The organism is Kitasatospora sp. NPDC002551 (assembly GCF_040296005.1).
Lineage (GTDB): Bacteria > Actinomycetota > Actinomycetes > Streptomycetales > Streptomycetaceae > Kitasatospora.
This window is the reverse complement of the sequence record NZ_JBEOWI010000010.1, coordinates 91,607-116,505: the sequence shown is the minus strand read 5'-3', so window position 1 is coordinate 116,505 and position 24,899 is coordinate 91,607. Positions and strand designations below refer to the sequence as shown.

Here is a 24,899-nt window from a genome sequence, read left to right as displayed (position 1 = left end):
TGCCGGACGCACGGACCTGCGGCTGTCGGACCCGCCCGCTAGCGTGGAGCGCACGTCGAGGCCGGACAGATCGACCCCGTGCGGGTACACGCGGCCAAGGGGGAGCGGGACGGGAACGCCCCGGCACCGCTCGTCCGCGGGCCCGGGCACCCTGATCCGGCCCCGCTCCCCCTCCTCAGCGCGCCGCGGCTCGGATGCCGAGCGACTTCTTCACGAAGTCGACCTGGAGCAGCAGCAGGTTCTCCGCGACCTCCTCCTGCGGCGTCATGTGGGTGACGCCGGAGAGCGGCAGCACGGTGTGCGGGCGCCCGGCGGCGAGCAGCGCCGAGGACAGCCGCAGGGTGTGCGCGGCCACCACGTTGTCGTCCGCGAGGCCGTGGATGATCATCAGCGGGCGCTCCAGCCCGGCCGCGTAGCCGATCAGCGAGTTGCCGTCGTACACCTCGGGGTGCTCGGCCGGATGGCCCAGGTAGCGCTCGGTGTAGTGGGTGTCGTACAGCCGCCAGTCGGTGACCGGCGCGCCCGCGACCGCCGCGTGGAAGACGTCCGGGCGGCGCAGCACGGCGAGCGCGGCGAGGTAGCCGCCGTAGGACCAGCCGCGGATGGCGACCCGGTCGAGGTCGAGCGGGAACTCCCCGGCGAGCGCCCGCAGCGCGTCGACCTGGTCGTCCAGGGTGGCCCCGGCGAAGTCGTGGTGGATCGACTTCTCCCAGGCCGGCCCGCGCCCGGGGGTGCCCCGGCCGTCGGCGACGACGACCGCGAAGCCCTGGTCGGCGAACCACTGCGAGTTGAGGTGCGGGTTGTGCGCCTGGACGACGCGCTGGCCGTGCGGGCCGCCGTAGGGGTCCATCAGGACGGGCAGCAGGCCGTCCCGCTCCCGGTCGTAGCCGGTGGGCAGGAAGACCGCGGCGGGGATGCGGCGCTCGCCGGCGAAGCGGAACACCGGACGGGCGGTGATCACCGGGGTCTCGGCGTGCGAGGCGATCACGGCGACGTCGTCCACCACCACGCCCTCCGGCAGGTCCCGGGCCACCTGTACCAGGGTGCCGGGCAGGTCGGGCTCGGCGGTGGCCCGCACGGTGATGCCGGCCGCGTGCACGGCGGTGGTGACGGAGGTGAACGGGCGGCCGTTGGCGGACTCCCAGGAGAGCCGCTTGCCGTCGTGGCCGATCCGGCCGACGGCGATCCAGCCAGGCTCGGGGTCGGTCTCGGCGGCGCCGCCGGAGGCGGTGAAGAAGACCTCCTCGGCGGTGACCGCGAGCACCGAGCGCAGGTGCAGGTCGGGCCCGGTGACGGTCTGGTCGCCGACGACCAGGGACCGCGCGCCGGACTCGTCGGAGATCCGCACCAGCCGGCCGTCCGGGGTCCAGGCGGGGACGCCCTGGAACAGCTCCAGCCAGACGTCGTCGCGCTCCTCGTGCAGCAGCTCGGTGGCGCCGGTGGCGACGTCCAGGCCGAGGGTCTGCTGGACGCGCTGGTCGCGGGACTGGACGAGCAGCAGCGGCACGCCGCCCTTGGACCAGTGCACCCGGGCCAGGTAGGGGAAGGCCGCGCGGTCCCAGACCACCTCGGTGCGGCCGCCGTCCAGGCCGAGCAGCCAGAGGCCGACCTCGGCGTCGGCGGTGCCGGCGGCCGGGTAGGCGACCTCGGCGGGCTCGCGGTCCGGGTTGGCCGGGTCGGCGATCCACCAGCGGTCGACCGGGCTGTCGTCGGCCCGCTCGACCAGCAGCCGGTCGCTGTCCGGGGACCACCAGTAGCCGCGGTCGCGGGACATCTCCTCCTGGGCGATGAACTCGGCCTGGCCCCACGTCACGTTGGGCCCGTCGGGCGCGGCGAGGACCCGGTCGCCGGTGCCGTCGGTCCGGGAGAGCCGCAGCTCGCCGGAGGTGGTGGCGTACGCGACGTGGGTGCCGTCCGGGGAGGGACGGGGGTCGAGCAGCGGGCCCTCGGCGGGCAGCTCGGTGGCGGTGCCGGCGGCCAGGTCGGCGACGAAGAGCCGGCCGGAGAGGGCGAAGGCGGCGGTGCGGCCGGCGCCGTCCAGGGCGTAGCCGACGATGCCGGCCGAGCCCTCGCGGCTGCGCTCGCGGCGGGCCTTCTCGGCCGGGGAGAGGTCCTCCTCGCCGCCGCCGAGCAGCGCGGCCGGGTCGGCGGCGATCCGCTCCTCGCCGGTGGCGGTGTCGAGGGTCCAGAGCAGGTTGGCGCGGTCGCTCCCGGAGGACGAGCGCAGGAAGACGACCCGGGACCCGTCGGGTGCGACGGAGAACGACCGGGGGGCGCCGACGGTGTAGCGCAGGGTGCGCGCGTACTGCCTCGGGAAGGTGTCCGCTGAGGTGTGGGTGGTCATGGCACCAGACCCTACGACCCGGGGTGGGCCGATGGTGATCACTCGTTCGGAGCATCGGCCGCAAGTACGCCCGGACGGGTCCCGCACCCCCTCCGACCGGCCCATGCGCCCCACGGGTGCCACCGTGCCCCGGGGCATGCGGACTCACCCAGCGTCATGACGACCTCACTCTTCGGGTATGACTGGTCCCGAGTGATCGTCAGGCCCCGAGGAGTGTGAGCCGCCATGGCCCTGTCCATCTCCGCCGCCATGCTGATGCTGGTCATCGTGGTGGTGCTGATCCGCCGCTCGGGCCTGAAGCTCGCGCACGCGATCGTCTGCGCGCTGCTCGGCTTCTACCTGGCGTCCAGCTCCATCGCCCCCTCGATCAGCCAGGTCACCAGCAACCTCGCCGGGATGATCAACGGCCTGCGGCTCTGACCCGGGGCGTACGGTCACCGGGCCGGCGCGCCGGTCGTTAGGCTTCCTCCCATGACCCCGACCACCGGCCGCCGCCTGCTCCTGGTGCACGCGCACCCCGACGACGAGTCGATCAACAACGGCGCCACGATGGCCCGCTACGCCGCCGAGGGCGCCCGCGTCACCCTGGTGACCTGCACCCTCGGCGAGGGCGGCGAGGTGATCCCGCCGGAGCTGGCCCACCTGACGGCGGATCGGGACGACACCCTCGGCGCGTACCGGATCGGAGAGCTGACGGAGGCGATGGCCGCGCTCGGGGTCTCCGACGTCCGTTTCCTCGGCGGCCCGGGCCGCTACCGCGACTCCGGGATGATGGGCGTGCCCGACAACGACGCGCCGGACTGCTTCTGGCGGGCCGACGTGGACGAGGCGGCCGGCCGGCTGGTGGCGGTGGTCCGCGAGGTGCGCCCGCAGGTGCTGGTCACCTACGACGAGCAGGGCGGCTACGGGCACCCCGACCACATCCAGGCGCACCGGGTCGCGATGCGCGCCCACGAACTGGCCGCCGACCCGGCCTACCGGCCCGAGCTGGGCCCGGCCTGGCGGATCGCCAAGGTCTACTGGAACCGGGTGCCCCGGTCGGTGATCGTGCGGGGCCTGGCCGGGACCGCCGCGAAGGCGCCGTTCCCGGGCGTCGCCGAGCCCGCCGACGTGCCCGGGGTGGTGGACGACGAGCTGGTCACCACCGTGCTGGACGGCACCGCGTACGCCGGCCGCAAGGCCGCCGCGATGGCCGCGCACGCCACCCAGATCACCGTGGACCCCACCGGCGCGTTCTTCGCGCTCTCCAACCACCTGGGCCAGCCCCTGCTCACCACCGAGTACTACCAGCTGGTGCGCGGCCAGGCCGGGCCGCGGCTGCCGGAGGACGACCTGTTCGCCGGCCTGGACACCGCCCCCGACGCCCCCGCCGCGACCTCCGAGGAGCGTGCCCGATGACCCCGCCCGCCCCCGCGCGGCCCGCGCGCCGCTCCGTCGCGGCGTCCGTCCTCGGCACCCGCGACGAGCGGCTGAAGGAGCCCCAGCCGCCGCGCGCCGCACGGATCGCGGCGTATGTCCTGCTCTTCCCGCTGGGCTTCGCGGTATCGGTGTGCGGAGCGTTCGTGCAGGCCCTGTGGCCGCCCGTGGGGGTCCTGCTGGCGCTCGCCGCCACGGCCGCGACCTTCTACGGCGGCCTGCGGGTGACCGGCACCCGGCTCGGCGCCGCCGTCCCGGCGGGCGGCTGGTTCCTGGCCCTGCTGCTGGTGATGGTCCCCCGCCCGGAGGGGGACAACGTGCTGTGGACCAATGCCACGTCGCTCGCCTGGCTGTTCGCCGGCTCGATCCTGGGCGTGATCTGCGCCACCCTGCCGACCCGCGCCGGCTGGTTCCCCGGGGTGGCGGGCCCGCCGCGCTGACCCGGGCGGGCACCCGCGTACGGTGGCGGGTACGACGGGCAGTCAGCACCGCCCGGTCGTACTCTCATACCGGAGGAACCGGACGTATCGGGATCTCTCCGAACCGGTTCACCGGTCGGTTCTTCCCAGTATGGTGGTGCCGCAGAACGCCGTACCCGACGCCGCCCGCCAGGCCCGGCGCCGACGAACCGCGGTCGCGCCCCGACGGCCCGGCCCGCGAACCCGGAGCAGAGCAGCATTGAGCAGCCGCGAATCTGACAACGCCCACCCGACGCCTCGGCGCACGGGCCCGGACGCCTACCCGTCGGGCACCCCGCCCTACGGCACACCGGGCTTCCCCGGCGGCGACCGCACGGGCGGCACCGGCGCCGCCAAGGGCTCGGCTCCGGAGGGCGAGGACGAGGGCCCCAAGACCGAGACCACCCTCACCACCCGGGTCCGGATCAACATCCCCGGCTCGCGCCCGATCCCGCCGGTGGTGGTCCGCAGCACCGTCAAGAACGAGGACGACGGCGGCGAGGACACGCCCGCGCCCGCCGCCGAGCCGGCCGGCCCCCGGCACCGCTCCGCCGCGCCCGCCTCCCCGGTGCTCGGCGTGATGGACGGCGGCACCCGCGGCACCCCGCCGAACCTGCCGCCGGAGTGGCAGATCCCGCCGGCCACCTCCGAGGCGGAGTCGACCGGCGCGTGGTTCCGCCCGCGCCAGAAGAAGGGCCCGGCCGCCGAGGGCACCGCCCCGGTACCGGCCGCCGCCGCGGGCGCCGCAGCCCCGGCCCCCGCCGGCCCGCAGCGCGGCGCCGCCCGGGCCAACGGCGCCCGTCCGCAGGCCGAGCGCCCGCAGACCGGGCGGCCCGCCGCGGCCGCCCCCGGTGCGGCCCGCGCCAACGGCCGCCCGGTGCCCGCCCAGGCCCAGGCGCCCGCGCCGCCCCCGAACGGCGTGCCCGCCTCCCCGTACGGCGCGGCGCCGGAGCTGCCCGCCGACGAGGCCGGCGTCTACGCCGACACCACCACCGAGCTGTTCGCCCCGCCGGTCCCGGCCGACCCGTTCGCCCCGGCCGACCCGTTCGCGCCCGCCGACCCCTTCGCCGTCCAGCAGCCTCCGGTCCCCGGCGGGCCCGGTACGCCGAGCCCCGAGGACACCTCGGTCGACGGCTTCGCCCCGATCCGCGACGACGCCCCGGCCGCGCCCATACCCGGCGCGCCCGCCGGCGCCGCCGCACCGGGCGGCCCCCCGCAGCCCGGGCTCTTCCCCGGCGCCCCGGCCGGTGCCGACCCGTTCGCCGCCCAGCGCCCGCCCGCCGCCGGCGCCCACGGCGCCCCGGCCGCCCCGGGCGGCCTCTTCCCCGGCGCCCCCGGCCGCCAGGGCGAGCCCGCCGACCCCTTCCAGACCGCCCGCCCGCACCCCGAGGACGCGCCCGCCGCCCCGGCCGCCGCCGCACCCGCGGCGGACGGCCCGTCCGGCCCGCAGCGGCCGGAGCCCGCCGCCAAGCCCGCGCCCAAGCCCGCGCCGGCCGCCAAGCCCAAGCCGAGCGCCGCCAAGAAGCTGGTCAAGCTCGCCACCTACGCCGTCGTCGGGCTGGGCTTCCTCGGCGCCGCCGCCTACGGCACCGGGCTGATGCTGAACCAGTCCGACGTCCCCAAGGGCACCGTGGTGCTCGGCACGGACATCGGCGGCAGCAGCCGCGACCAGGCCATCCACCAGCTCGACGAGAGCGTCGGCAAGGCCGGCCAGCAGCCGGTCAAGCTGAAGGTCGGCGAGCAGACCATGGACCTCGACCCGACCGCCGCCGGTCTCGCCTTCGACACCACGGCCACCGTCGACAAGCTCGCCGAGCACTCCTACAGCCCGGTGGACGTCCTCAAGTCGCTCAAGGGCGACGAGAAGGCGGTGCCGCCGGAGGTGAAGGTCGACCGGGCCAAGCTCAAGTCCGCGCTGGAGGCGCTGGCCGGCGGCACCGGGCAGGGCCTCCAGGAGGGCTACGTCAAGTTCTCCGAGAGCGGCGAGCCCGTCGTCGTCCCCGGCAAGGCCGGGCAGGCGCTGGACTCCGCCGCCGCCGTCGACCTGGTCGACGCGGCCTACCGCGACCGCGCCGCGGGCAAGCCCGAACAGCCCGTCGCGCTGGCGGTGACCGCCGCCCAGCCGAAGACCTCCGCGCAGGCCCTCCAGGGCGCCGCGGACACCCTCGGCAAGTCCGCGGTGAACGGCCAGATCCACATCACGGCCGGCACCAAGAAGTTCGACTTCGGCCCGAAGACCGCCGCCGTGGCCCTCACCCTCGTGCCGGACGCCAACGGCAAGTTCGTGCCCAAGTGGGACCTCGACGCGCTCGGCCGCCAGCTGGCCGCCGGCGGCTTCGACAAGGTGAAGACCAAGAAGAACGGCCAGCTCGTCCCGATCACCCCGCAGGACGTCGCGGACCAGATCACCGCGCTGCTGGACAAGACCGGCGACCGGGACCGCACCTACAAGTTCCCGGTCTGACCGAACCGTTACCGACGGGGCGGGCCCGATCCGGGCCCGCCCCTCGACAACCGCGCTCCCCGGTCAGCAAGATGTGTCGCCTGTCGTCCGCCGCATCCGTCCCGGGAGAACCACCATGGGCCGCCCCCTGTACCGCCGCACGGCCCTGATCGCCGGTCTCACCGCCGTCTCGCTCTCGCTGACGCTCTGTTCCTGTGCCCCCGGCGACGGCTCCGACGGCGGCGCCCGCGCCCTGCCGAGCGCCGTCGAGAGCCCCAAGCTCACCGCCGTCGACATCAACCCGCACGAGCGCGCCGAACTGCGCCAGGGCGGCACCCTGCGCATCGCCGTTCCCCAGTACTCCAGCCAGTGGTCGCCGATCCAGACCGACGGCGCCGAGTCCTCCACCATCGCCGTCACCAAGCCGCTGCTGCCGACCTTCTTCCGCTCCGACGCGGCCGGCACCCAGACCCCCAACCCGGCCTACCTGCAGGACGCGCGCGCCGAGCAGCGGGACGGCCGGCAGGTCGTGGTCTGGACGCTGAACCCCAGGGCCCGCTGGTCCGACGGCACCCCGATCACCTGGCGCGACATCGAGGCCAACTGGCGGGCGCTGAACGGCAAGGACCCGGCGTACCGGGCGGCCAGCAGCACCGGCTTCGAGCAGGTCTCCTCGGTCGAGCGCGGCAAGGACGACTTCCAGGCCGTGATGACCTTCGAGCGGCCGTACTCCGAGTGGCAGTCGATGTTCAACGGCGCCGCCAACGCGCCGCTGCTGCCGGCCAGTAGGATCGCCACGCCGGAGCTGTTCAACACCTCCTACCTGGACGCCGTCCCGGTCACCGCGGGCCCGTTCAAGGTGGAGCGGATGGACCGGGCCGCGCAGACCGTCACCCTGGTCGCCGACCCGGCCTGGTGGGGCGACAAGCCGCTGCTGGACCGGATCGTCTTCCGCGTCATCCTGCCCAACGCGATGGCCGCCGCCTTCAACAAGGGCGAGATCGACCTGTTCAACAACGGCCCGGACGTGGCCGGCTACCAGCTGATCCGCAGCACCCCGGGCGCCGCCGTCCGGCGGGCCGGCGGGCCCGACTTCCGGCAGTTCACGCTGAACAGCCGCAGCCCCGCGCTCACCGACCCGGCCGTCCGCCAGGCGCTCTTCCAGGCGATCAACCGGGACGCCATCACCCGCTCCGACCTGGCCGGGCTCGACTGGCCCACCGTGACCCTCAACAACCACCTGCTGGTGTCCAACCAGAACGCCTACCGGGACAACTCCCTCGGCCTCAGCCGCTACGACCCGGCCGAGGCGGCCCGCAAGCTCGACGCGGCCGGCTGGAAGCTCGACGGCGACGTCCGCCGCAAGGACGGCAAGGAGCTCAACCTGCGGATGGTCATCCCGGCCGGCGTCACCCAGGCCCAGAACGAGGCCGCCGTCGCCACCGGGATGCTCAAGGACGTCGGGATCAAGGTCACCACCGTCACCGCCAACCCCAACGAGTTCTTCGACAGGTACGTCAACCGGCGGGACTTCGACATCACCGCCTACTCGCTGCTCGGCACACCGTTCCCGGCCAGCGGCAACCGGACCAACTTCGCCCAGAACGGCGGCACCAACCACTCCCAGACCGGCAGCCCCGCGGTCGACGCCGCGTTCGACCGGGCGGCCGCGGCGACCGACGCGGCCAGCACCTTCGAGGCCATCAACCAGGCCGACGGCGAGCTGTGGAAGGTGGCCGGGGTGCTGCCGCTCTACCAGCGCCCGCAGCTGTTCGGCGCCCGCGCCGAGCTCGCCAACATCGGCGCCCAGGGCCTGTCCGACATCGTCTGGGAGAACGTCGGCTACCAGAAGTGACCTCCCGCCGGCCGGAGCCGGACGGCCGGGGCCCCGGAGTCCGCGCGACTCCGGGGCCCCTCGACGTGACCGGCGATCAGCCCGTGCCGATCACGTCCCGCACCTCGGCGAAGTGGCAGGCCGACTCGTGCGCGGCCGCCCCGCTCAGCGCGGCCGGCACGGCCAGCAGCGGGACCTCGGTCGAGCAGCGCTCCTCCGCCTTCCAGCAGCGGGTGCGGAAGCGGCAGCCGGACGGCGGGTTGGCCGGCGACGGGATGTCGCCGCTGAGCAGGATCCGCTCGCGCCGCTCGCGCCCGGTCGGGTCGGGCACCGGGACGGCGGAGAGCAGCGCCTGGGTGTACGGGTGCGTCGGGTGGGAGTAGATCTCCTCCTCCGTCCCGATCTCGACCATCGTGCCGAGGTACATCACGCCGACCCGGTCGGAGATGTGCCGGACGATCGAGAGGTCGTGCGCGATGAACATGTAGGAGAGCTGGAAGTCGTTCTGCAGCTGCTCCAGCAGGTTGATCACCTGGGCCTGCACCGAGACGTCCAGCGCGGAGACCGGCTCGTCGCAGATGATGATCTCCGGCTTGAGCGCGAGGCCGCGGGCGATGCCGATGCGCTGGCGCTGGCCGCCGGAGAACTGGTGCGGATAGCGGTTGATGTACTCAGGGTTGAGGCCGACGACGTCCAGCAGGTCCTGGACGGCCTTGCGGCGGTCGCCCTTGGGAGCCACCTCCGGATGGATCTCGAAGGGCTCGCCGATGATGTCGCCGACCGTCATCCGCGGGTTGAGCGAGGTGTACGGGTCCTGGAACACCATCTGGATGTTCCGCCGCACCGCCTTCAGCCCCGCCCCGGAGAGCCGGGTGATGTCCTCGCCCTTGAAGAGCACCTGGCCGGACGTCGCCTTCTCCAGGTTCATCAGGACCTTGGCCAGCGTCGACTTGCCGCAGCCCGACTCACCGACGATGCCCAGCGTCTCCCCCTTCGCCAGCTCGAAGGAGACGCCGTCCACCGCCCGGACCGCGCCGACCTGCCGCTTGAAGACGATCCCCTGGGTCAGCGGGTAGTGCTTGACCAGCTCCTTGACCTCCAGGATGGGCTCAGCCATGGAGGGTCTCCTTCCAGAAGTGGCAGGCGCTCCGGCGGCCCGGCAGGTCGGCCCCCTGGGCGTCCAGCACCGGTACCAGGCGCGGGAGTTCGGTGCGGCAGACGTCCTGGGCCCGGTCGCAGCGCGGGTTGAACGCGCAGCCGTCCGGGATCCGCAGCAGGCTCGGCGGCAGGCCCTGGATGGCGTAGAGGCTCTGGCCCTTCTGGTCCAGCCGGGGGATCGAGTTGAGCAGGCCCCGGGTGTACGGGTGGGCCGGGCGGGCGTAGAGCTCATGCACGGGCGCGGTCTCCACGATCCGGCCCGCGTACATCACCGCGATCTTGTCGGCGACGTCCGCGACCACGCCGAGGTCGTGGGTGATCAGGATCAGGCCCATGTTGAACTCGGCCTGGAGTTCGGCCAGCAGGTCCATCACCTGGGCCTGCACGGTGACGTCCAGGGCGGTGGTGGGCTCGTCCGCGATGATCAGGTCGGGCTGGAGCGCCAGCGCCATGGCGATCATGATGCGCTGGCGCATGCCCCCGGAGAACTGGTGCGGATAGTCGTCGACCCGCTGCCGGGCGGCGGGGATGCGCACCCGCTCCATCAGCTCGACGGCCTTCTCCCGGGCCTCCTTGCGGCCGGCTCCCTCGTGCACCCGGAACATCTCGCCGAGCTGGTAGCCGACGCTGAGCACCGGGTTCAGCGAGGAGAGCGCGTCCTGGAAGATCATCGCGATCTTCCGTCCGCGCACCGCCCGCCGGGCCCTGGGGGTCATGGTGAGCAGGTCCTCGCCCCGGAACCGGACCGAGCCGGCGGTGATCCGCCCCGGGGGCATGTCGAGGATGCCCATGATCGCCTGCGCGGTCACCGACTTGCCGGAGCCGGACTCGCCGAGCACCGCCAGGGTCTCCCCCGCCGACACCGAGTAGCTCACCCCGTTGACGGCCTTGGCGACGCCGTCCCGGGTGTGGAACTCGATGTGCAGGTCGTCGACCTCCAGCAGCGGCGTACCGGGCACCAGGCTCTCCCGGCGCGCCGCCGGCACCTCCACGGCGCCCCGGCCGGCGCCCGTGCCGTCCTTCTTCGCCGGTTGGGTCATGTCAGTCATGGTCCGCGGCCCTCCTCAGCGCAGCTTCGGGTCGAGGGCGTCGCGCACCGCGTCGCCGAGCATGATGAACGCCAGCACGGTGATGCTCAGCACGGCGGCCGGGAAGAGCAGCACGTGCGGGGCGCTCAGGAAGCGGGCCTGGGCGTCGCTGATCATCAGGCCCCAGGAGATCGCCGGGGACTGGATGCCGATGCCCAGGTAGGACAGCGCGGCCTCGGCGCCGATGTAGACGCCCAGGTTGATGGTGGAGACCACGATCACCGGGGCGACGGCGTTCGGCAGGATGTGCCGGCTGACGATCCGCCCGGTGCCGGCGCCGAGCGCCCGGGCCGCCACCACGTAGTCGTTGTGCTTGTTGGCCAGCACCGCCGAGCGCATCAGCCGGTAGATCTGCGGCCAGCCGAGCACGGCCATCACCGCGGAGACCGTCCAGGCGTTGCCCTTGCCCCAGGTGGACATGATCAGCATGCCGCCGAGCAGCAGCGGGATGGCGAAGAAGATCTCGGTGACGCGGGAGAGCACGCTGTCGCCGAAGCCGCCTATCCAGCCGGCCCACAGGCCCATCGTGCCGCCGACCAGGACCACCAGGGTGGTGGTGACCAGGCCGACGATGATCGAGTTGCGGGCGCCCCAGACGGTGCGGGTGTAGATGTCGCAGCCCTGGACGTCGAAGCCGAACCAGTGGTCGAGGCTGGGCCGCTTCAGCGAGTCGGCCAGGTTGCAGAAGCCGCCGGCCCGCGGGTCGGCATCGGTGAACAGCTGCGGGACGACGGCGAGCAGCACCATGAACAGCACCAGGAACCCGCCGATCAGGAACAGCGGGCTGCGGCGCAGGTCCGCCCAGGCGTCGCTCCAGAGGCTGGCGACCCGCTCGCCGTCCTTGCCGCCCTTGCCGCTCCTTCCGCCCTTGCCCCCGTCGCCGCCCTCGCCCCGGCCGGTGCCCTTGCCGCCCGCGGCCGTGCCGCCGCCGGACTGCCCGGGGATCGCCACGCGCGCGTTCTCGCTCTTCGTCGGCTCACTCATAGCGGATCCTCGGGTCCAGGACGGCGTACAGCAGGTCGACCACCAGGTTGGCGAACAGGTAGACCATCACCAGGGCGCTCACGATGCCCACGATGATGGTGCGTTCCCGCAGGTAGACGGACTGGAACAGCTGATGCCCGACGCCGGGGATGTTGAAGATGCCCTCGGTGATGACCGCACCGCCCATCAGGCCGCCGAGGTCCATGCCCAGGAAGGTGACGATCGGGATGAGCGCGTTGCGCAGCCCGTGCCGGACCACCACCCGCAGCGGGCTGAGACCCTTGGCGACCGCCGTCCGGACGTAGTCCGCCCGCATGACCTCGATCAGGCTGGTCCGGGTGAGCCGGGCGACGTACGCCAGGGAGGTCGAGGCGAGGACGTAGCCGGGCAGCAGGTAGGACCGGAATCCGGCCTCCTCGTTGAAGGAGACCGGGAAGAAGTCGATGCCGTAGTCGGTGTTGAGCTTCACCCCGAGGAGCAGTTGGAGGACGAAGCCGATCACGAAGACCGGGATCGAGATGACCATCAGGGTCGAGATCAGCACCACGTTGTCGATGAACTTGCCGCGCCGCAGGGCGGCGACCACGCCGGCGGTGACACCGACCACCATCTCGATGGCCAGCGCGGTGAGCGCCAGGTTGATGGTGTAGGGGAAGGCCCGGCGCATCACGTCGACGACCTGGTTGCCGCGGTAGTCCTCGCCGAAGTCGCCCTTGAACAGGCCGGTCAGGTAGTCCCAGTACTGGATGAAGAACGGGTCGTCCAGGTGGTAGCGGTCCCGCAGGACCTGGACGACGGCAGGGTCCTGCCTCTTCTCACCGGCCAGTGCCGTGATGGGGTCGCCAGGCAGCAGGAAGACCAGTGCGTAGATCAGGAATGTCGCGCCGAGGATCACAGGTATGGCCTGGATGATCCGGCGGACCACATAGCGGCCCATGCGGTCTCCTCGTGATCGGGGCACGCCGGTGCCGGGCGGCACGGAGGTTGCCCGCGCCGCCCGTCAGGGCGCACCGGTCGGACTGGGGGACGGTCAGGCCAGCTCGACGTTGGCCAGGTCGATGCGGTTCTGGGCGTCGACGACCACGTTCTTGACGGTCTTGGTGTAGGCGGCGGAGGTCATGTAGGTGTAGACCGGGATGTACGGCAGGTCCTTGATCAGGATGTCGTCGGCCTGCTGGTACAGCTTCAGGCCCTCCTCCTGGCTCTTCGCCTGGTCGGCCTGCGAGAGCACCGACTCGAACTGCTCGTTGACGTAGCCGCCGTAGTTCGAGCCGTTCTCGATCGCGACCTTGGAGAAGATCGGCCGCAGGTAGTTCTCCATCGACGGGTAGTCCATCTGCCAGGCCATCCGGAAGGCCCCGGAGTACTGCTTGGCGCCCAGCTCGTCGAGGATCTTGCCGAACTTCTCGAAGGGCTTGAAGGTGACCTCGACGCCGAGGTTCTTCTTCAGCTGGTTGCCGACCGCCTCGATCCACTCCTTGTGGCCGCCGTCGGCGTTGTAGCCCAGCTCGACGGTGTTGTTCGGCACGCCGCCGGCGGTGTCGAACAGCTGCTTGGCCTTGGCCGGGTCGTACTTGGCCGCGTCGCCCATGGCACCCTTGCGGTAGCCCGGGATGATCGGGCTGATGAAGTCGTCGGCCGGGATGCGGGTGCCCGAGAAGATCTGCTTGGTGATCGACTCGCGGTCGATCGCCATCGAGATCGCCTTGCGGATCTCCGGCTTGCCGTAGGCGGCCGGGTTGGTGGCGATCGGGAAGCCGATGAAGCCGACGCCCGACTCCGGCTTGTAGATGTAGCGGTCACCGAATTCCTGGGCGACGGTCGCCATCGCCGAGATCGGGAGCTTGTTGGTGATCTGGATGTTGTTGGCCCGGAGATCGTTGTAGGCCGTTTCCAGCTTGTCGTAAATCTTGAAGGTGACGGAATCCAGCTTGGCCTTTCCGTCCGACTCCGGGAAGTTCTCGTAGCGCTTGATCACGATCTGCTGGTTGTGCTGCCACTTGCCGTCCATCTGGAACGGCCCGTTTCCGACCGGGGCCTCCTCGAAAGCCTTCCGGTCCTGGAAGAAGGCCTTCGGCAGCGGGTAGAACGCGGTGTAGCCCAGCATGATCTTGAACTGCGAGAACGGCGCGGCGAGGGTGACCGTGAAGGTCTTGTCGTCGACGACCTTGAGGCCCTTGAGCTTGTCGGTGGCCGGCTTCTTGTCCTTGCCCGGGGCGAGCTCCTCGGCGCCCTCGATCTTGGAGAAGAAGGGCAGGCCCTCGGCCGCGTTGTCCTGGTTGGCGCCCCAGTTCCAGGCGTCCACGAAGGACTGGGCGGTGACCTTCTCACCGTTGTGGAAGGTGTAGCCGTCCTTCAGCTTGATCGTCCAGACCTTGCTGTCCGGGGACTCGATCGACTCGGCGACGCGCAGCCCCGGCTCGTTGGTCTTGCGGTCGTACTCCACCAGGCCGGCGAAGAGCTGCGCGAGCACCTGGGCGCCCTCGGACTCCGCGGTGTTCTGCGGGACCAGCCCGTGCTGCGGCTCACCCGACTCGATGCTGATCGAGCCGCCCTTCTTGCCCGACCCGTTCGCCCCGTCCGAGGACTTCTTGTCGCTGCCGGTGCTGCACGCGGAGATCGCGAGCGCGGTACAAGCCGCCAGGGCGGTCCAGCGCATCGTCTTGGTGAGCCTCATTCAACTGCTCCTCGATTTAGGGGCTTACGAACGAACGGCGCCCCGCCACTCGGTGTGCCGGGTACGGCGGGGGTCGACATCTCAGGGCCGATCCGCACAGCCGGCGAGGTGACCACTGATACGCGCAGAGCAACTATCGATCAACCGACCCCCTCCGTGGAATCGCCGTCACATATCTATTCAATTACGGGCCGGGGCCAACCCGTGACAATACTCGGCAAATTCCGCCATATCGCGTGCGGAACCATAAGGTCCGCTTTCCGAATAGCGAACCGAAAACACCGGTATTCGAATCTTTACGAAGCGTAATGATCTATTTCGGCGGCCGGCCGGCGCGACGGGCCGGAATTGCCGCAGGTCGGCGGGCGGACAACGGCGGAGCGCGCCCTCCCTGAGGAGGACGCGCTCCGCCGACGGGGCCGTGCCCCGGTGTCAACCGCTTTCCGGCCCGCCCGGCTCCCCCGGTCCGTCCGGCTCCCCCGCACCCCCCGGCCCGTCCGGTTCCCCCGCCGGTCCGCTTCGGGCCGCTCCGCCCAGGTCCTGGTCGCGCTCGGCCGCGAAGTGGCAGGCCGACTCGTGCGCGGCCGCCCCGCTCAGCCAGCCCGGCACCGCCAGCAGCGGCACCTCCACCGCGCACTTCTCCTGCGCCTTCCAGCAGCGGGTGCGGAAGCGGCAGCCGGACGGCGGGTTGGCCGGCGAGGGCACGTCACCGACCAGCACGATCCGGTCCCGGTTCGCGCGCGCCGTCGGGTCCGGCACCGGCACCGCGGAGAGCAGCGCCTGGGTGTACGGATGCGTGGCGTGGTCGTAGATCTCCCGGTCGCTGCCGATCTCCACCAGCTTGCCCAGGTACATCACGCCGACCCGGTCGGAGATGTGCCGGACGATCGAGAGGTCGTGCGCGATGAACATGTACGAGAGGTTGAACTCGCTCTGCAGCTGCTCCAGCAGGTTGATCACCTGCGCCTGGACGGACACGTCCAGCGCGGAGACCGGCTCGTCGCAGATGATGATCTCCGGCTTGAGCGCGAGGCCGCGGGCGATGCCGATGCGCTGGCGCTGACCGCCGGAGAACTGGTGCGGGTACCGGTTGATGTACTCCGGGTTGAGGCCGACGACGTCCAGCAGGTCCTGGACGGCCTTGCGCCGGTCGCCCTTGGGAGCCACCTCCGGATGGATCTCGAAGGGCTCGCCGATGATGTCGCCGACCGTCATGCGCGGGTTGAGCGAGGTGTACGGGTCCTGGAACACCATCTGGATGTTCCGGCGCACCGCCTTCAGCCCCGCCCCGGTCAGCCGCGAGATCTCCTCCCCCTTGTAGCGCACCGAGCCGCCGGTGGCCGGCTCCAGGTTCATCAGGACCTTGGCCAGCGTCGACTTGCCGCAGCCCGACTCACCGACGATGCCCAGCGTCTCCCCCTGCATCAGGTCGAAGGAGACGCCGTCGACGGCCTTGACGGCGCCGACCTGCTTCTTGAACAGCACGCCCCTGGTCAGCGGGAAGTACTTGACCAGGTCGCGGACTTCGAGGATCGGCTCGCCGCGCGCCACCTCCTGCTCGAAGGCGGCCTCCTCCGGCGCCTCGACCGCACCGGCCCCGTCAGCGGTCATGGAGGGTCTCCTTCCAGAAGAAGCAGGCGCTGCCCCGCCCGGCCAGCTCGGTGCCGTCGTCCTCGGTGACCGGGAACAGCTCCGGCACCTCCCGCCGGCAGATGTCCTGGGCGCGCGGACAGCGCGGGTTGAACGCGCAGCCCGGCGGGATCCGCAGCAGGTTGGGCGGCAGGCCCTTGATCGCGTACAGCTCCTGGCCCTTCTGGTCCAGGCGCGGGATGGAGTCCAGCAGGCCCCGGGTGTACGGGTGCGCCGGGCGCGCGTAGAGCTCGTGCACGGGCGCCGTCTCCACGATCCGGCCCGCGTACATCACCGCGATCTTGTCCGCGACGTCGGCGACCACGCCCAGGTCGTGGGTGATCAGGATCAGCCCCATGTGGTACTCGGTCTGCAGCTCCGCGAGCAGGTCCATCACCTGGGCCTGCACGGTGACGTCCAGGGCGGTGGTGGGCTCGTCCGCGATGATCAGGTCCGGCTCCAGGGCCAGCGCCATGGCGATCATGATGCGCTGGCGCATGCCCCCGGAGAACTGGTGCGGATAGTCGTTCACCCGCTGCCTGGCGGCCGGGATGCGCACCCGCTCCATCAGCTCGACGGCCTTCTCCTTGGCCGCCTTGCGGGAGGTGCCGTGGTGGGCGCGGAACATCTCGCCGAGCTGGAAGCCCACCGTCAGCACCGGGTTGAGCGAGGAGAGCGCGTCCTGGAAGATCATCGCGATCTTCTGGCCGCGCACCTTGCGCCGCTGCTCCTTGTCCATCACCAGCATGTCCTGGCCCCGGAAGCGGATCTCGCCCCGGGGGATGCGGGCCGGCGGCATGTCCAGGATGCCCATGATCGCCTGCGCGGTCACCGACTTGCCGGAGCCGGACTCGCCGAGCACCGCCAGCGTCTCCCCGGCCCGGACGCTGTAGTTGACCCCGTTGACCGCCTTGGCCACCCCGTCCCGGGTGACGAACTCGACGTGCAGGTCGCGCACGTCGAGCAGCGGGCCCTCGTAGGGCGCCTCCCGCCGGTCCTTGCCGGGATCGACTGCTGTGGTCATGATGCGTCCCCTCGCTCAGCGCAGCTTCGGGTCGAGGGCGTCGCGCACCGCGTCGCCCAGCATGATGAAGGCCAGCACGGTGATGGAGAGCGCCGCGGCCGGGAAGAACAGCACGTACGGGGCGGTCCGGATCACCTTCTGGGCGGAGGAGATGTCGATGCCCCAGGAGATGGTCGGGTCCTGCAGGCCGATGCCGAGGAAGCTCAGCGTCGCCTCGGTGGCGATGTAGCCGCCCAGCGCGATGGTCGCCACCACGATCACCGGGGCGACCGAGTTCGGCAGGATGTGCCGCAGCATCAGCCGTCCGGTGCCGGCGCCGAGCGCCCTCCCGGCCACCACGAAGTCGGACTGCTTGACCGTCAGCACCGCGCCGCGCATGACGCGGGCGATCTGGGTCCAGCCCAGCACGCCCAGCGCGACCACCACGGTCCACACCGTGCGGGTGGAGAAGGCGTTCAGCAGCACCAGCGCGCCCAGCAGCAGCGGGATGCCGAAGAAGATGTCGACGATCCGGGAGAGCACCGCGTCCACGGTGCCGCCGAAGTAGCCGGCCACCATGCCGGTCAGCCCGCCGAGCAGGGTGACCGTGGCGGTCACGAAGATGCCGACGGTGATCGAGGCCCGGGCGCCGTACACCACCCGGGCGTAGATGGAGCGGCCCTGGCCGTCGTAGCCGAACCAGCCCGCGCCGAAGAAGTCCGTCCAGTCCGGCCGGCGGAGGTAGTTGTTGACCAGGTCGGCCTTGCGCGGGTCGGCGTCGGTGAACGCCCCGGGGAAGATCGCCATCACGATCAGCAGCAGGATCAGCACCGCCGAGATCAGGAAGATCGGCCGCCGCCGCAGGTCGCGCCAGGCGTCGCCCCAGAGGCTGCGGGCCTCTTCCCGCTTCTCCGGGTCGGGCTCGACCAGGGTCTCCTGCTCGACCGCCATGCCCTGCTCGCCGGCGTAGTCCAAATGGTCGACCCCCGGCTTGGGATGCGGCTCGTAGGAGCTCTCGTCGTGGATGTCAGGCATAGCGGATCCTCGGGTCCAGGACCGCGTAGAGCAGGTCGACGACGAGGGAGGCCACCAGGTAGACGATCACCAGCACGGTGACGATGCCGACCACCGTCGGCCCCTCCTTCTGGTTGATCGCCCGGTAGAGGACGTTGCCGACGCCCTGGACGTTGAAGATGCCCTCGGTGACGATCGCGCCGCCCATCAGCGCGCCGAGGTCGGTGCCGAGGAAGGTGACCACCGGGATCAGCGAGTTGCGCAGCAGGTGGCGGGTGACGATGGTGCGCCGGGGCAGGCCCTTGGCCACCGCGGTGCGCATGTAGTCGGCCCGCAGGTTCTCGCCGATGGAGGTCCGGGTCAGCCGGGCGACGTACGCGAGCGACAGCGATCCCAGCACGATCGCCGGGAGGATCAGCTGCGAGAGGTCCTTGGAGTCCTGGACCGTCGGGGTGACCCAGCCCAGGTTGGTGGCGAAGACCGTCTGGGCGATGTACGCCAGGACGAAGACCGGGATGGAGATCACCAGCAGGGTGAGGATCAGCACCAGGGTGTCCCGCACACTGCCCCGCTTCAGCCCGGAGACCAGGCCCAGCAGCAGGCCGAAGACCATCTCGAAGACGAAGGCCAGCAGGGCCAGCCGGATGGTGACCGGGAAGGCGTCCGCCATGATGTCGGAGACCGGACGGCCGGTGAAGCTGGTGCCGAAGTCCCCCTGGAAGAGGTTCCCCATGTAGTGCAGGTACTGCTTCCAGATCGGCTGGTCGAGGTAGTACTTGTGCTTGATGCTGGCCACCACGGCGGGGTCCGCGGCCTTCTCCCCGAACAGCGCCGAGACCGGGTCGCCCGGCAGTGTGTAGACCATCAGGAAGATCAGCAGCGTGGTGCCGAAGAACACCGGGATCATCTGCAGTACCCGCCGCAGCACGTAACTGCCCATTCGAGCCTCCTTCCCGGAGATGTGGTCGAGTGCCCGGGGCCCCGCCCTCCGTGCGGGAAGGGCGGGGCCTGCGCGGGGAGCTCGTCAGCCGATGACCTCGACCTGGGTCCAGGCCGGGTTGCCGAAGGAGTCGAACTTCACGTTCTGGACCTTGGTGGAGTAGCCCGAGGTCGTGCGGTAGTACCAGAGCGGGATCGCCGGCATGCCGCTGGGCAGCACGGCCTCGGCCTGCTGGTAGCCGGTCACCGAGTCGGCGACGCTGGCGGCCTGGTCGGCCTGGGTGGCGAGCTGGTCGAACTGCGGGTTGCTGTAGCCGAAGTCGTTGGACGCTGCGCCGGTGCGGTACACGTCGGCGAGGAAGTTGGCGTTCAGCGGGTAGTCCTGGACCCAGCCGGTGCGGAAGGCGCCGTCGATCTGGTGGCCGGTGATCGCGGCGCGGGCGGTCTTGAAGTCCGGCTTCGGGTCGCCCACGCAGTCCACGCCGGTGCTCTGCCGGATCGAGTTGCAGACCGCGTCGACCCACTCCTTGTGGCCGCCGTCCGCGTTGTAGGTGATGGTCAGCCGGTTGCCGGGGACGCCGCCGCCCTCGGTGATCAGCTGCTTCGCCTTGGCCGCGTCGAAGGTGCAGAACTCGCCGCACTGGCCGTCCTTGTAGCCCTCGACGCCCTCGGCCACCCAGGCGGTGGCCGGCTTGCGCGAGCCCTGCAGCACCGTCTTGGTGATGGTGTCGCGGTCGATCGCCATCGACAGGCCCTGGCGGACCTTCGCCTTGTCCGGGGAGGCCCAGTCGGCCTGGTAGAGCGTGAAGCCGATGTTCTGGATGGCGCCCTGCGGCTCGTCGACCGCCCGGTCCCCGAGGTCGGCCTTGTAGGTGGCCAGGGCGGAGGGCGGCACCTGGTCCATCACGTCCAGGTTGTTGGACTGCAGGTCGGCGTAGGCGGCCTCGGCGGTGCTGTACATCTTGAAGACGACGCCGCCGTTCTTCGGCTTGTCGACGCCCTGGTAGTCCGGGAAGGCCTTCGTGGTCAGCTGCTGGTTGTGGTCCCAGCTGACGAACTGGTAGGGGCCGTTGCCGACCGGCTTCTGCCCGTACCCGGCGGGGTCGCCGAAGAAGGCGTCCGGCAGCGGGGAGAAGGCGATGTAGCCGAGCTTGTACTCGAAGTACGAGACCTTGCCGCTCAGCTTGACGGTGAAATGCAGGTCGTCCACGACGGTCAGCCCGGACATCTTGTCCGAGGTCGGCTGGCCGCTCGCCGGGTGGACGTCCTGGTAGCCCTCGATGTCGGAGAACCAGGAGCTGTTGATCTGGTTGTTGGCGGTGGTCGCGCCCCAGTTCCAGGCGTCCACGAAGTTCTTGGCGTGCACCGGCGTGCCGTCGTGGAACTTCCAGCCGTCCTTCAGCGTGATGGTGAAGGTCTGCGAGTCGCTGGTCTCGATCGTGTCCGCGACCTGCATCCGGATCTTCGCGTTCGAGGGGTCGTAGTCGACCAGGCCCTTGAACAGGTTCTGGATGATGCGCCCGCCACCGGTCTCGTTGGCGTTGGCCGGCTGCAGCGGGTTCTGCGGTTCGCTGCTCTGGTAACTGAAGGTCTTGCTGCTGTCCGACGAACCGCTGCTGCCGCCGTCGTCGCTGCTGCTGCATCCGCCGGCCACCAGGGCCACGGACGTCGCTGCGGCGAGGACCCATCGAGCACGGGTGGCCACGGGCATGGAGGTCCCTCCTCAAGGTGTGTGACGCATCACACCCCATGAGAAGCGCGGCCGCCCGGCGGCGCGAGCGGGGTACCCCCGGACGGGTGCGCGGCGCGGACGGCGGTTGACGCCCCGCCGGACCGGGCGCGCGAACGCCGGAGGGGCCCGCGCCGCGAACGGCAGCGGGCCCCTCCGGGCGGGAACGAACGGGCGGTCAGACCGCGGCGGTCTCCCGGACGGCGGCGAAGTGGCACGCCGACTGGTGCTTGGCCGGGCCGCTCAGCACCTCGGGCACCGCGAGCAGCGGGACCTCGGTCGAGCAGCGCTCCTCCGCCTTCCAGCAGCGGGTGCGGAAGCGGCAGCCGGACGGCGGGTTGGCCGGCGACGGGATGTCGCCGGTCAGGATGATCCGGTCGCGGTTGGCGCGAGCCTCCGGGTCCGGCACCGGCACCGCGGAGAGCAGCGCCTGGGTGTACGGGTGGGTGGCGTTCTCGTAGATCTCCTCGTCCGAGCCGATCTCGACCAGCTTGCCCAGGTACATCACGCCGACGCGGTCGGAGATGTGCCGGACGATGGAGAGGTCGTGCGCGATGAACATGTAGGAGAGCTCGAAGTCGTTCTGCAGCTGCTCCAGCAGGTTGATCACCTGCGCCTGGACGGACACGTCCAGCGCGGAGACCGGCTCGTCGCAGATGATGATCTCCGGCTTGAGCGCGAGGCCGCGGGCGATGCCGATGCGCTGGCGCTGGCCGCCGGAGAACTGGTGCGGGTACCGGTTGATGTACTCCGGGTTGAGGCCGACGACGTCCAGCAGGTCCTGGACGGCCTTGCGGCGGTCGCCCTTGGGAGCCACCTCGGGGTGGATCTCGAAGGGCTCGCCGATGATGTCGCCGACCGTCATGCGCGGGTTGAGCGAGGTGTACGGGTCCTGGAACACCATCTGGATGTTCCGGCGGACGGCCTTGAGGGCCGGGCCGGACAGCTTGGAGATGTCCTCGCCCTTGAACAGGACCTGGCCGGAGGTGGCCCGCTCCAGGTTCATCAGGACCTTGGCCAGCGTCGACTTGCCGCAGCCCGACTCGCCGACGATGCCGAGCGTCTCGCCCTTCGCCAGCTCGAAGGAGACGCCGTCGACGGCCTTGACGGCGCCGACCTGCTTCTTGAACAGGATGCCCTGGGTCAGCGGGTAGTGCTTGACCAGGTCCTTGACCTCCAGGATGGGCTCAGCCATGGAGGGTCTCCTTCCAGAGGTGGCACGCGCTGCGGCGGCCGGTGAGCTCCTTGCCGTCCTTGTCGGTCACCTGGTGCAGCTTCGGGATCTCCGTGCGGCACAGGTCGGTGGCGACGTCACAGCGGGGGTTGAACGCGCAGCCGGCCGGGACCTTCAGCAGGTTCGGGGGCAGGCCCTTGATCGCGTACAGCTCCTGGCCCTTCTGGTCCAGGCGCGGGATGGAGCGGAGCAGGCCCTTGGTGTACGGGTGCGCCGGGTTGGCGTACAGCTGGTGCACCGGGGCGGTCTCGACGATCCGGCCCGCGTACATCACGGCGATCTTGTCCGCGACGTCGGCGACCACGCCGAGGTCGTGGGTGATCAGGATCAGGCCCATGTTGTACTCGTCCTGGAGCTCCGCGAGGAGGTCCATCACCTGGGCCTGGACGGTGACGTCCAGGGCGGTGGTGGGCTCGTCCGCGATGATCAGGTCGGGCTCCATGGAGAGCGCCATGGCGATCATGATGCGCTGGCGCATACCGCCGGAGAACTGGTGCGGGTAGTCGCCGACGCGCTGCTTGGCGGCGGGGATGCGCACCCGCTCCATCAGCTCGATCGCCTTCTCCCGGGCCTCCTTCTTGGAGGCCCCGCGGTGCACCCGGAACATCTCGCCGAGCTGGGCGCCGACGGTCATCACCGGGTTCAGCGAGGAGAGCGCGTCCTGGAAGATCATCGCGATCTTCTGGCCGCGGATCTGCCGGCGCTCCTCCTCCTTCATCGCGAGCATGTCCTGCCCGCGGAAGAGGATCTGGCCCTGGCTGATCTTGCCGGGCGGCATGTCGAGGATGCCCATGATGGTCTGGGCGGTCACCGACTTGCCGGAGCCGGACTCGCCGAGCACCGCCAGGGTCTCACCGGCGGCCACGGAGTAGTTGACGCCGTTCACGGCCTTGGCGACGCCGTCCCGGGTGTGGAACTCCACGTGGAGGTCCTTGACCTCCAGCAGCGGGGTGCCAACCTCGAGGCGGCCGTTCTTCTGGTTCTTCTCGATCACGGTGGTCATCGGGTCGTCACCTCTTCTCTCAGCGGAGCTTCGGGTCGAGGGCGTCGCGGACCGCGTCGCCGAGCATGATGAAGGCCAGCACGGTGACGCTCAGCACGGCGGCCGGGAAGAGCAGGACGTGCGGGGCGTTCAGGAACCGGGGCTGGGCGTCGCTGATCATCAGGCCCCAGGAGATCTGCGGGGGCTGGACGCCGATGCCCAGGTAGGACAGCGCGGCCTCGGCGCCGATGTAGACGCCCAGGGAGATCGCGGCGACGACGATGACCGGCGCGATGGCGTTCGGCAGGATGTGCCGGAAGGTGATCCGGCCGGAGCCGGCGCCCAGGGCGCGGGCCGCCATCACGTAGTCGTTGTTCTTGTTGGCCAGCACCGAGGCGCGCATGATGCGGAAGATCTGCGGCCAGCCGAGGACGGCCATGACCAGCGAGACGGTGTAGGCGTTGCCGGTGCCGAGCATCGACATGATCAGCATGCCGCCGAGCAGCAGCGGGATCGAGAAGAAGATCTCGGTGAAGCGGGACAGGATCGAGTCGACGATCCCGCCCTTCCAGCCGGCCAGCAGGCCGAGCAGGGAGCCCACCACGGTGACCGTGAGGGTGGTCAGCACACCGACGGTGACCGAGTTGCGGGCACCCCAGATGGTGCGGGTGTAGATGTCGCAGCCCTGGACGTCGAAGCCGAACCAGTGGTCGGCACTCGGACGCTTGAGCGAGTTGGCCAGGTCGCAGGCGCCGCCCTCGAACGGGCTGCCGTCGGTGAACAGCTGCGGCACCGCGGAGATGACCAGCAGGCAGAACACCAGCACCGCGCCGATGATGAAGACCGGGTTGCGCCGCAGGTCGCGCAGCGCGTCCGACCAGAGGCTCGCGACGCGCTCGGGCTTCTGGGCCTTCGCCGCGCCCTTCGGGCCGTTGTCGTCGGAAGGGGCCTCGGTGCCCTTGGTGATGGTGTCACTCATAGCGGATCCTCGGGTCGAGCACGGCGTACAGCAGGTCCACGAGCAGGGTGGTGACCAGGTAGATCAGCACCAGCAGCGTGACCACGCCGACGATGATCGTGCCCTGCTTCTGGTACACGGACTGGGCGAGCAGGCCGCCGATGCCGTGGATGTTGAAGATCCTCTCGGTGATGACCGCGCCACCCATCAGACCGCCGAGGTCGGCGCCCAGGAAGGTGACGATCGGGATCAGCGCGTTGCGCAGCGCGTGACGGCCGATGACCCGGCGCCGCTTCAGGCCCTTGGCGACCGCGGTGCGGACGTAGTCCGCGCGCATGGTCTCCATCAGGCTGGTGCGGGTCAGGCGGGCGACGTACGCGAGCGACATCGAGGCGAGGACGAAGGCCGGCAGCAGGTACGCGCGCAGACCGTCCTCCTCGTTGAAGGAGACCGAGAAGATCTCGATGCCGTAGTCGTTCTTCAACTTGACGCCGAGCACGAGCTGCAGCACGAAGCCGGTGACGAAGACCGGGATCGAGATGACGAGCAGCGTGCTGATGAGGACCAGCTGGTCCAGGAACTTCCCCTTGCGCAGGGCCGCCATGACACCGGCCGCGACACCGACGACCGCCTCGATGACAAAGGCCACCAGGGCGAGGTTGACGGTGTACGGGAAGGCGTCCCCGATCATTTCGCTCACCGGGCGACCGGTCAGGCTCTCGCCCAGGTCACCCTGGAAGACGCCGGTGATGTAGTTCCAGTACTGAACGAGGAACGGGTCGTTCAGGTGGTACTTCTCGCGGATCATGTCCGCGACGATCGGGTCGGCTCGCTTCTCGCCGGCCAGCGCCTGCACCGGGTCACCGGGCAGGTAGTGGACCAACGCGTAAATCAGCAGCGTCGCGCCGATAAGGACAGGGATCGCCTGTATCAGTCGGCGGATCACATAGCGGCCCATTAGACCTCCACACTTTCGGACAAGGAAGGGAGGCGGGGGGAGCCGGACTGT

The 24,899-nt window shown here is 70.8% G+C and carries 20 protein-coding genes; 5 read left to right on the top strand and 15 right to left on the bottom strand.

The genetic code is table 11. The features are described 5' to 3' along the window. Positions 1 to 175 precede the first annotated feature (175 nt). Positions 176 to 2,344, bottom strand: a complete 2,169-nt coding sequence (locus ABT093_RS12580) for a S9 family peptidase (protein WP_350563346.1) — start codon at positions 2,342 to 2,344, stop codon at positions 176 to 178. Positions 2,345 to 2,569: 225 nt separating this feature from the next. On the opposite strand from ABT093_RS12580, the gene ABT093_RS12575 reads away from it, so the two are divergent. The 5 genes from ABT093_RS12575 (at position 2,570) to ABT093_RS12555 (ending at position 8,516) form a co-directional block, all read left to right on the top strand. Beyond that, entirely contained in the window at positions 2,570 to 2,764 is a 195-nt protein-coding gene (locus tag ABT093_RS12575) for a DUF2304 family protein (RefSeq protein WP_344344199.1), read from the top strand. A gap of 51 nt (positions 2,765 to 2,815) precedes the next feature. Then, on the top strand, positions 2,816 to 3,742 hold the full coding sequence (gene mshB, locus ABT093_RS12570; RefSeq protein WP_350563344.1) for an N-acetyl-1-D-myo-inositol-2-amino-2-deoxy-alpha-D-glucopyranoside deacetylase: 927 nt from the start codon (positions 2,816 to 2,818) through the stop codon (positions 3,740 to 3,742). Continuing rightward, the gene (locus ABT093_RS12565) at positions 3,739 to 4,200 is read left to right on the top strand and encodes a DUF6113 family protein (RefSeq protein ID WP_350563342.1); all 462 of its coding nucleotides are present in this window, start codon (positions 3,739 to 3,741) and stop codon (positions 4,198 to 4,200) included. Before mshB ends, ABT093_RS12565 begins: the two co-directional genes overlap by 4 nt. A 238-nt stretch (positions 4,201 to 4,438) precedes the next feature. Then, positions 4,439 to 6,682 carry a hypothetical protein gene (locus tag ABT093_RS12560; RefSeq protein WP_350563340.1) on the top strand — a complete coding sequence of 748 codons (2,244 nt, stop codon included), beginning with the start codon at positions 4,439 to 4,441 and terminating at the stop codon, positions 6,680 to 6,682. A gap of 115 nt (positions 6,683 to 6,797) precedes the next feature. Further along, positions 6,798 to 8,516 (top strand): ABC transporter family substrate-binding protein, encoded by a 1,719-nt coding sequence (locus tag ABT093_RS12555; RefSeq protein WP_350563338.1) that lies wholly within the window; start codon positions 6,798 to 6,800, stop codon positions 8,514 to 8,516. A gap of 76 nt (positions 8,517 to 8,592) precedes the next feature. Here the strand turns inward: ABT093_RS12555 and ABT093_RS12550 are convergent, their stop codons facing one another. The 14 genes from ABT093_RS12550 to ABT093_RS12485 form a co-directional block, all read right to left on the bottom strand. Continuing rightward, a complete protein-coding gene (locus ABT093_RS12550) occupies positions 8,593 to 9,612 on the bottom strand; it encodes an ABC transporter ATP-binding protein (RefSeq protein WP_350563336.1) in 1,020 nt (339 codons plus the stop codon). Then, positions 9,605 to 10,693, bottom strand: coding sequence for an ABC transporter ATP-binding protein (locus ABT093_RS12545; RefSeq protein WP_502884210.1), 1,089 nt, complete (start codon positions 10,691 to 10,693; stop codon positions 9,605 to 9,607). The genes ABT093_RS12550 and ABT093_RS12545 overlap by 8 nt, the downstream gene beginning before the upstream one ends. Before the next feature lie 24 nt (positions 10,694 to 10,717). Then, complete coding sequence (locus ABT093_RS12540; RefSeq protein ID WP_350563331.1) at positions 10,718 to 11,725, bottom strand: ABC transporter permease; 1,008 nt, start codon at positions 11,723 to 11,725, stop codon at positions 10,718 to 10,720. Further along, positions 11,718 to 12,662, bottom strand: coding sequence for an ABC transporter permease (locus tag ABT093_RS12535; protein ID WP_350563329.1), 945 nt, complete (start codon positions 12,660 to 12,662; stop codon positions 11,718 to 11,720). The genes ABT093_RS12540 and ABT093_RS12535 overlap by 8 nt, the downstream gene beginning before the upstream one ends. A 93-nt stretch (positions 12,663 to 12,755) precedes the next feature. Continuing rightward, positions 12,756 to 14,402: a peptide ABC transporter substrate-binding protein gene (locus ABT093_RS12530; RefSeq protein WP_350563327.1), complete on the bottom strand. Its 1,647-nt coding sequence runs from the start codon at positions 14,400 to 14,402 to the stop codon at positions 12,756 to 12,758. Positions 14,403 to 14,834: 432 nt separating this feature from the next. After that, a complete protein-coding gene (locus ABT093_RS12525) occupies positions 14,835 to 16,013 on the bottom strand; it encodes an ABC transporter ATP-binding protein (protein WP_350563325.1) in 1,179 nt (392 codons plus the stop codon). Then, complete coding sequence (locus ABT093_RS12520) at positions 16,003 to 17,055, bottom strand: ABC transporter ATP-binding protein (RefSeq protein WP_350563323.1); 1,053 nt, start codon at positions 17,053 to 17,055, stop codon at positions 16,003 to 16,005. The genes ABT093_RS12525 and ABT093_RS12520 overlap by 11 nt, the downstream gene beginning before the upstream one ends. A gap of 15 nt (positions 17,056 to 17,070) precedes the next feature. After that, positions 17,071 to 18,069 carry an ABC transporter permease gene (locus ABT093_RS12515; protein ID WP_502884203.1) on the bottom strand — a complete coding sequence of 333 codons (999 nt, stop codon included), beginning with the start codon at positions 18,067 to 18,069 and terminating at the stop codon, positions 17,071 to 17,073. Then, positions 18,062 to 18,988, bottom strand: coding sequence for an ABC transporter permease (locus tag ABT093_RS12510; protein WP_350563321.1), 927 nt, complete (start codon positions 18,986 to 18,988; stop codon positions 18,062 to 18,064). Before ABT093_RS12510 ends, ABT093_RS12515 begins: the two co-directional genes overlap by 8 nt. A gap of 84 nt (positions 18,989 to 19,072) precedes the next feature. Beyond that, positions 19,073 to 20,698 (bottom strand): peptide ABC transporter substrate-binding protein, encoded by a 1,626-nt coding sequence (locus tag ABT093_RS12505; protein WP_350563319.1) that lies wholly within the window; start codon positions 20,696 to 20,698, stop codon positions 19,073 to 19,075. A gap of 196 nt (positions 20,699 to 20,894) precedes the next feature. Then, positions 20,895 to 21,911: an ABC transporter ATP-binding protein gene (locus tag ABT093_RS12500; RefSeq protein ID WP_350563317.1), complete on the bottom strand. Its 1,017-nt coding sequence runs from the start codon at positions 21,909 to 21,911 to the stop codon at positions 20,895 to 20,897. Next, entirely contained in the window at positions 21,904 to 22,953 is a 1,050-nt protein-coding gene (locus ABT093_RS12495) for an ABC transporter ATP-binding protein (protein ID WP_350563315.1), read from the bottom strand. Before ABT093_RS12495 ends, ABT093_RS12500 begins: the two co-directional genes overlap by 8 nt. Positions 22,954 to 22,972: 19 nt before the next feature. After that, a complete protein-coding gene (locus ABT093_RS12490) occupies positions 22,973 to 23,911 on the bottom strand; it encodes an ABC transporter permease (RefSeq protein ID WP_350563312.1) in 939 nt (312 codons plus the stop codon). Beyond that, positions 23,904 to 24,848, bottom strand: a complete 945-nt coding sequence (locus tag ABT093_RS12485) for an ABC transporter permease (RefSeq protein WP_350563310.1) — start codon at positions 24,846 to 24,848, stop codon at positions 23,904 to 23,906. The genes ABT093_RS12490 and ABT093_RS12485 overlap by 8 nt, the downstream gene beginning before the upstream one ends. Positions 24,849 to 24,899 lie beyond the last annotated feature (51 nt).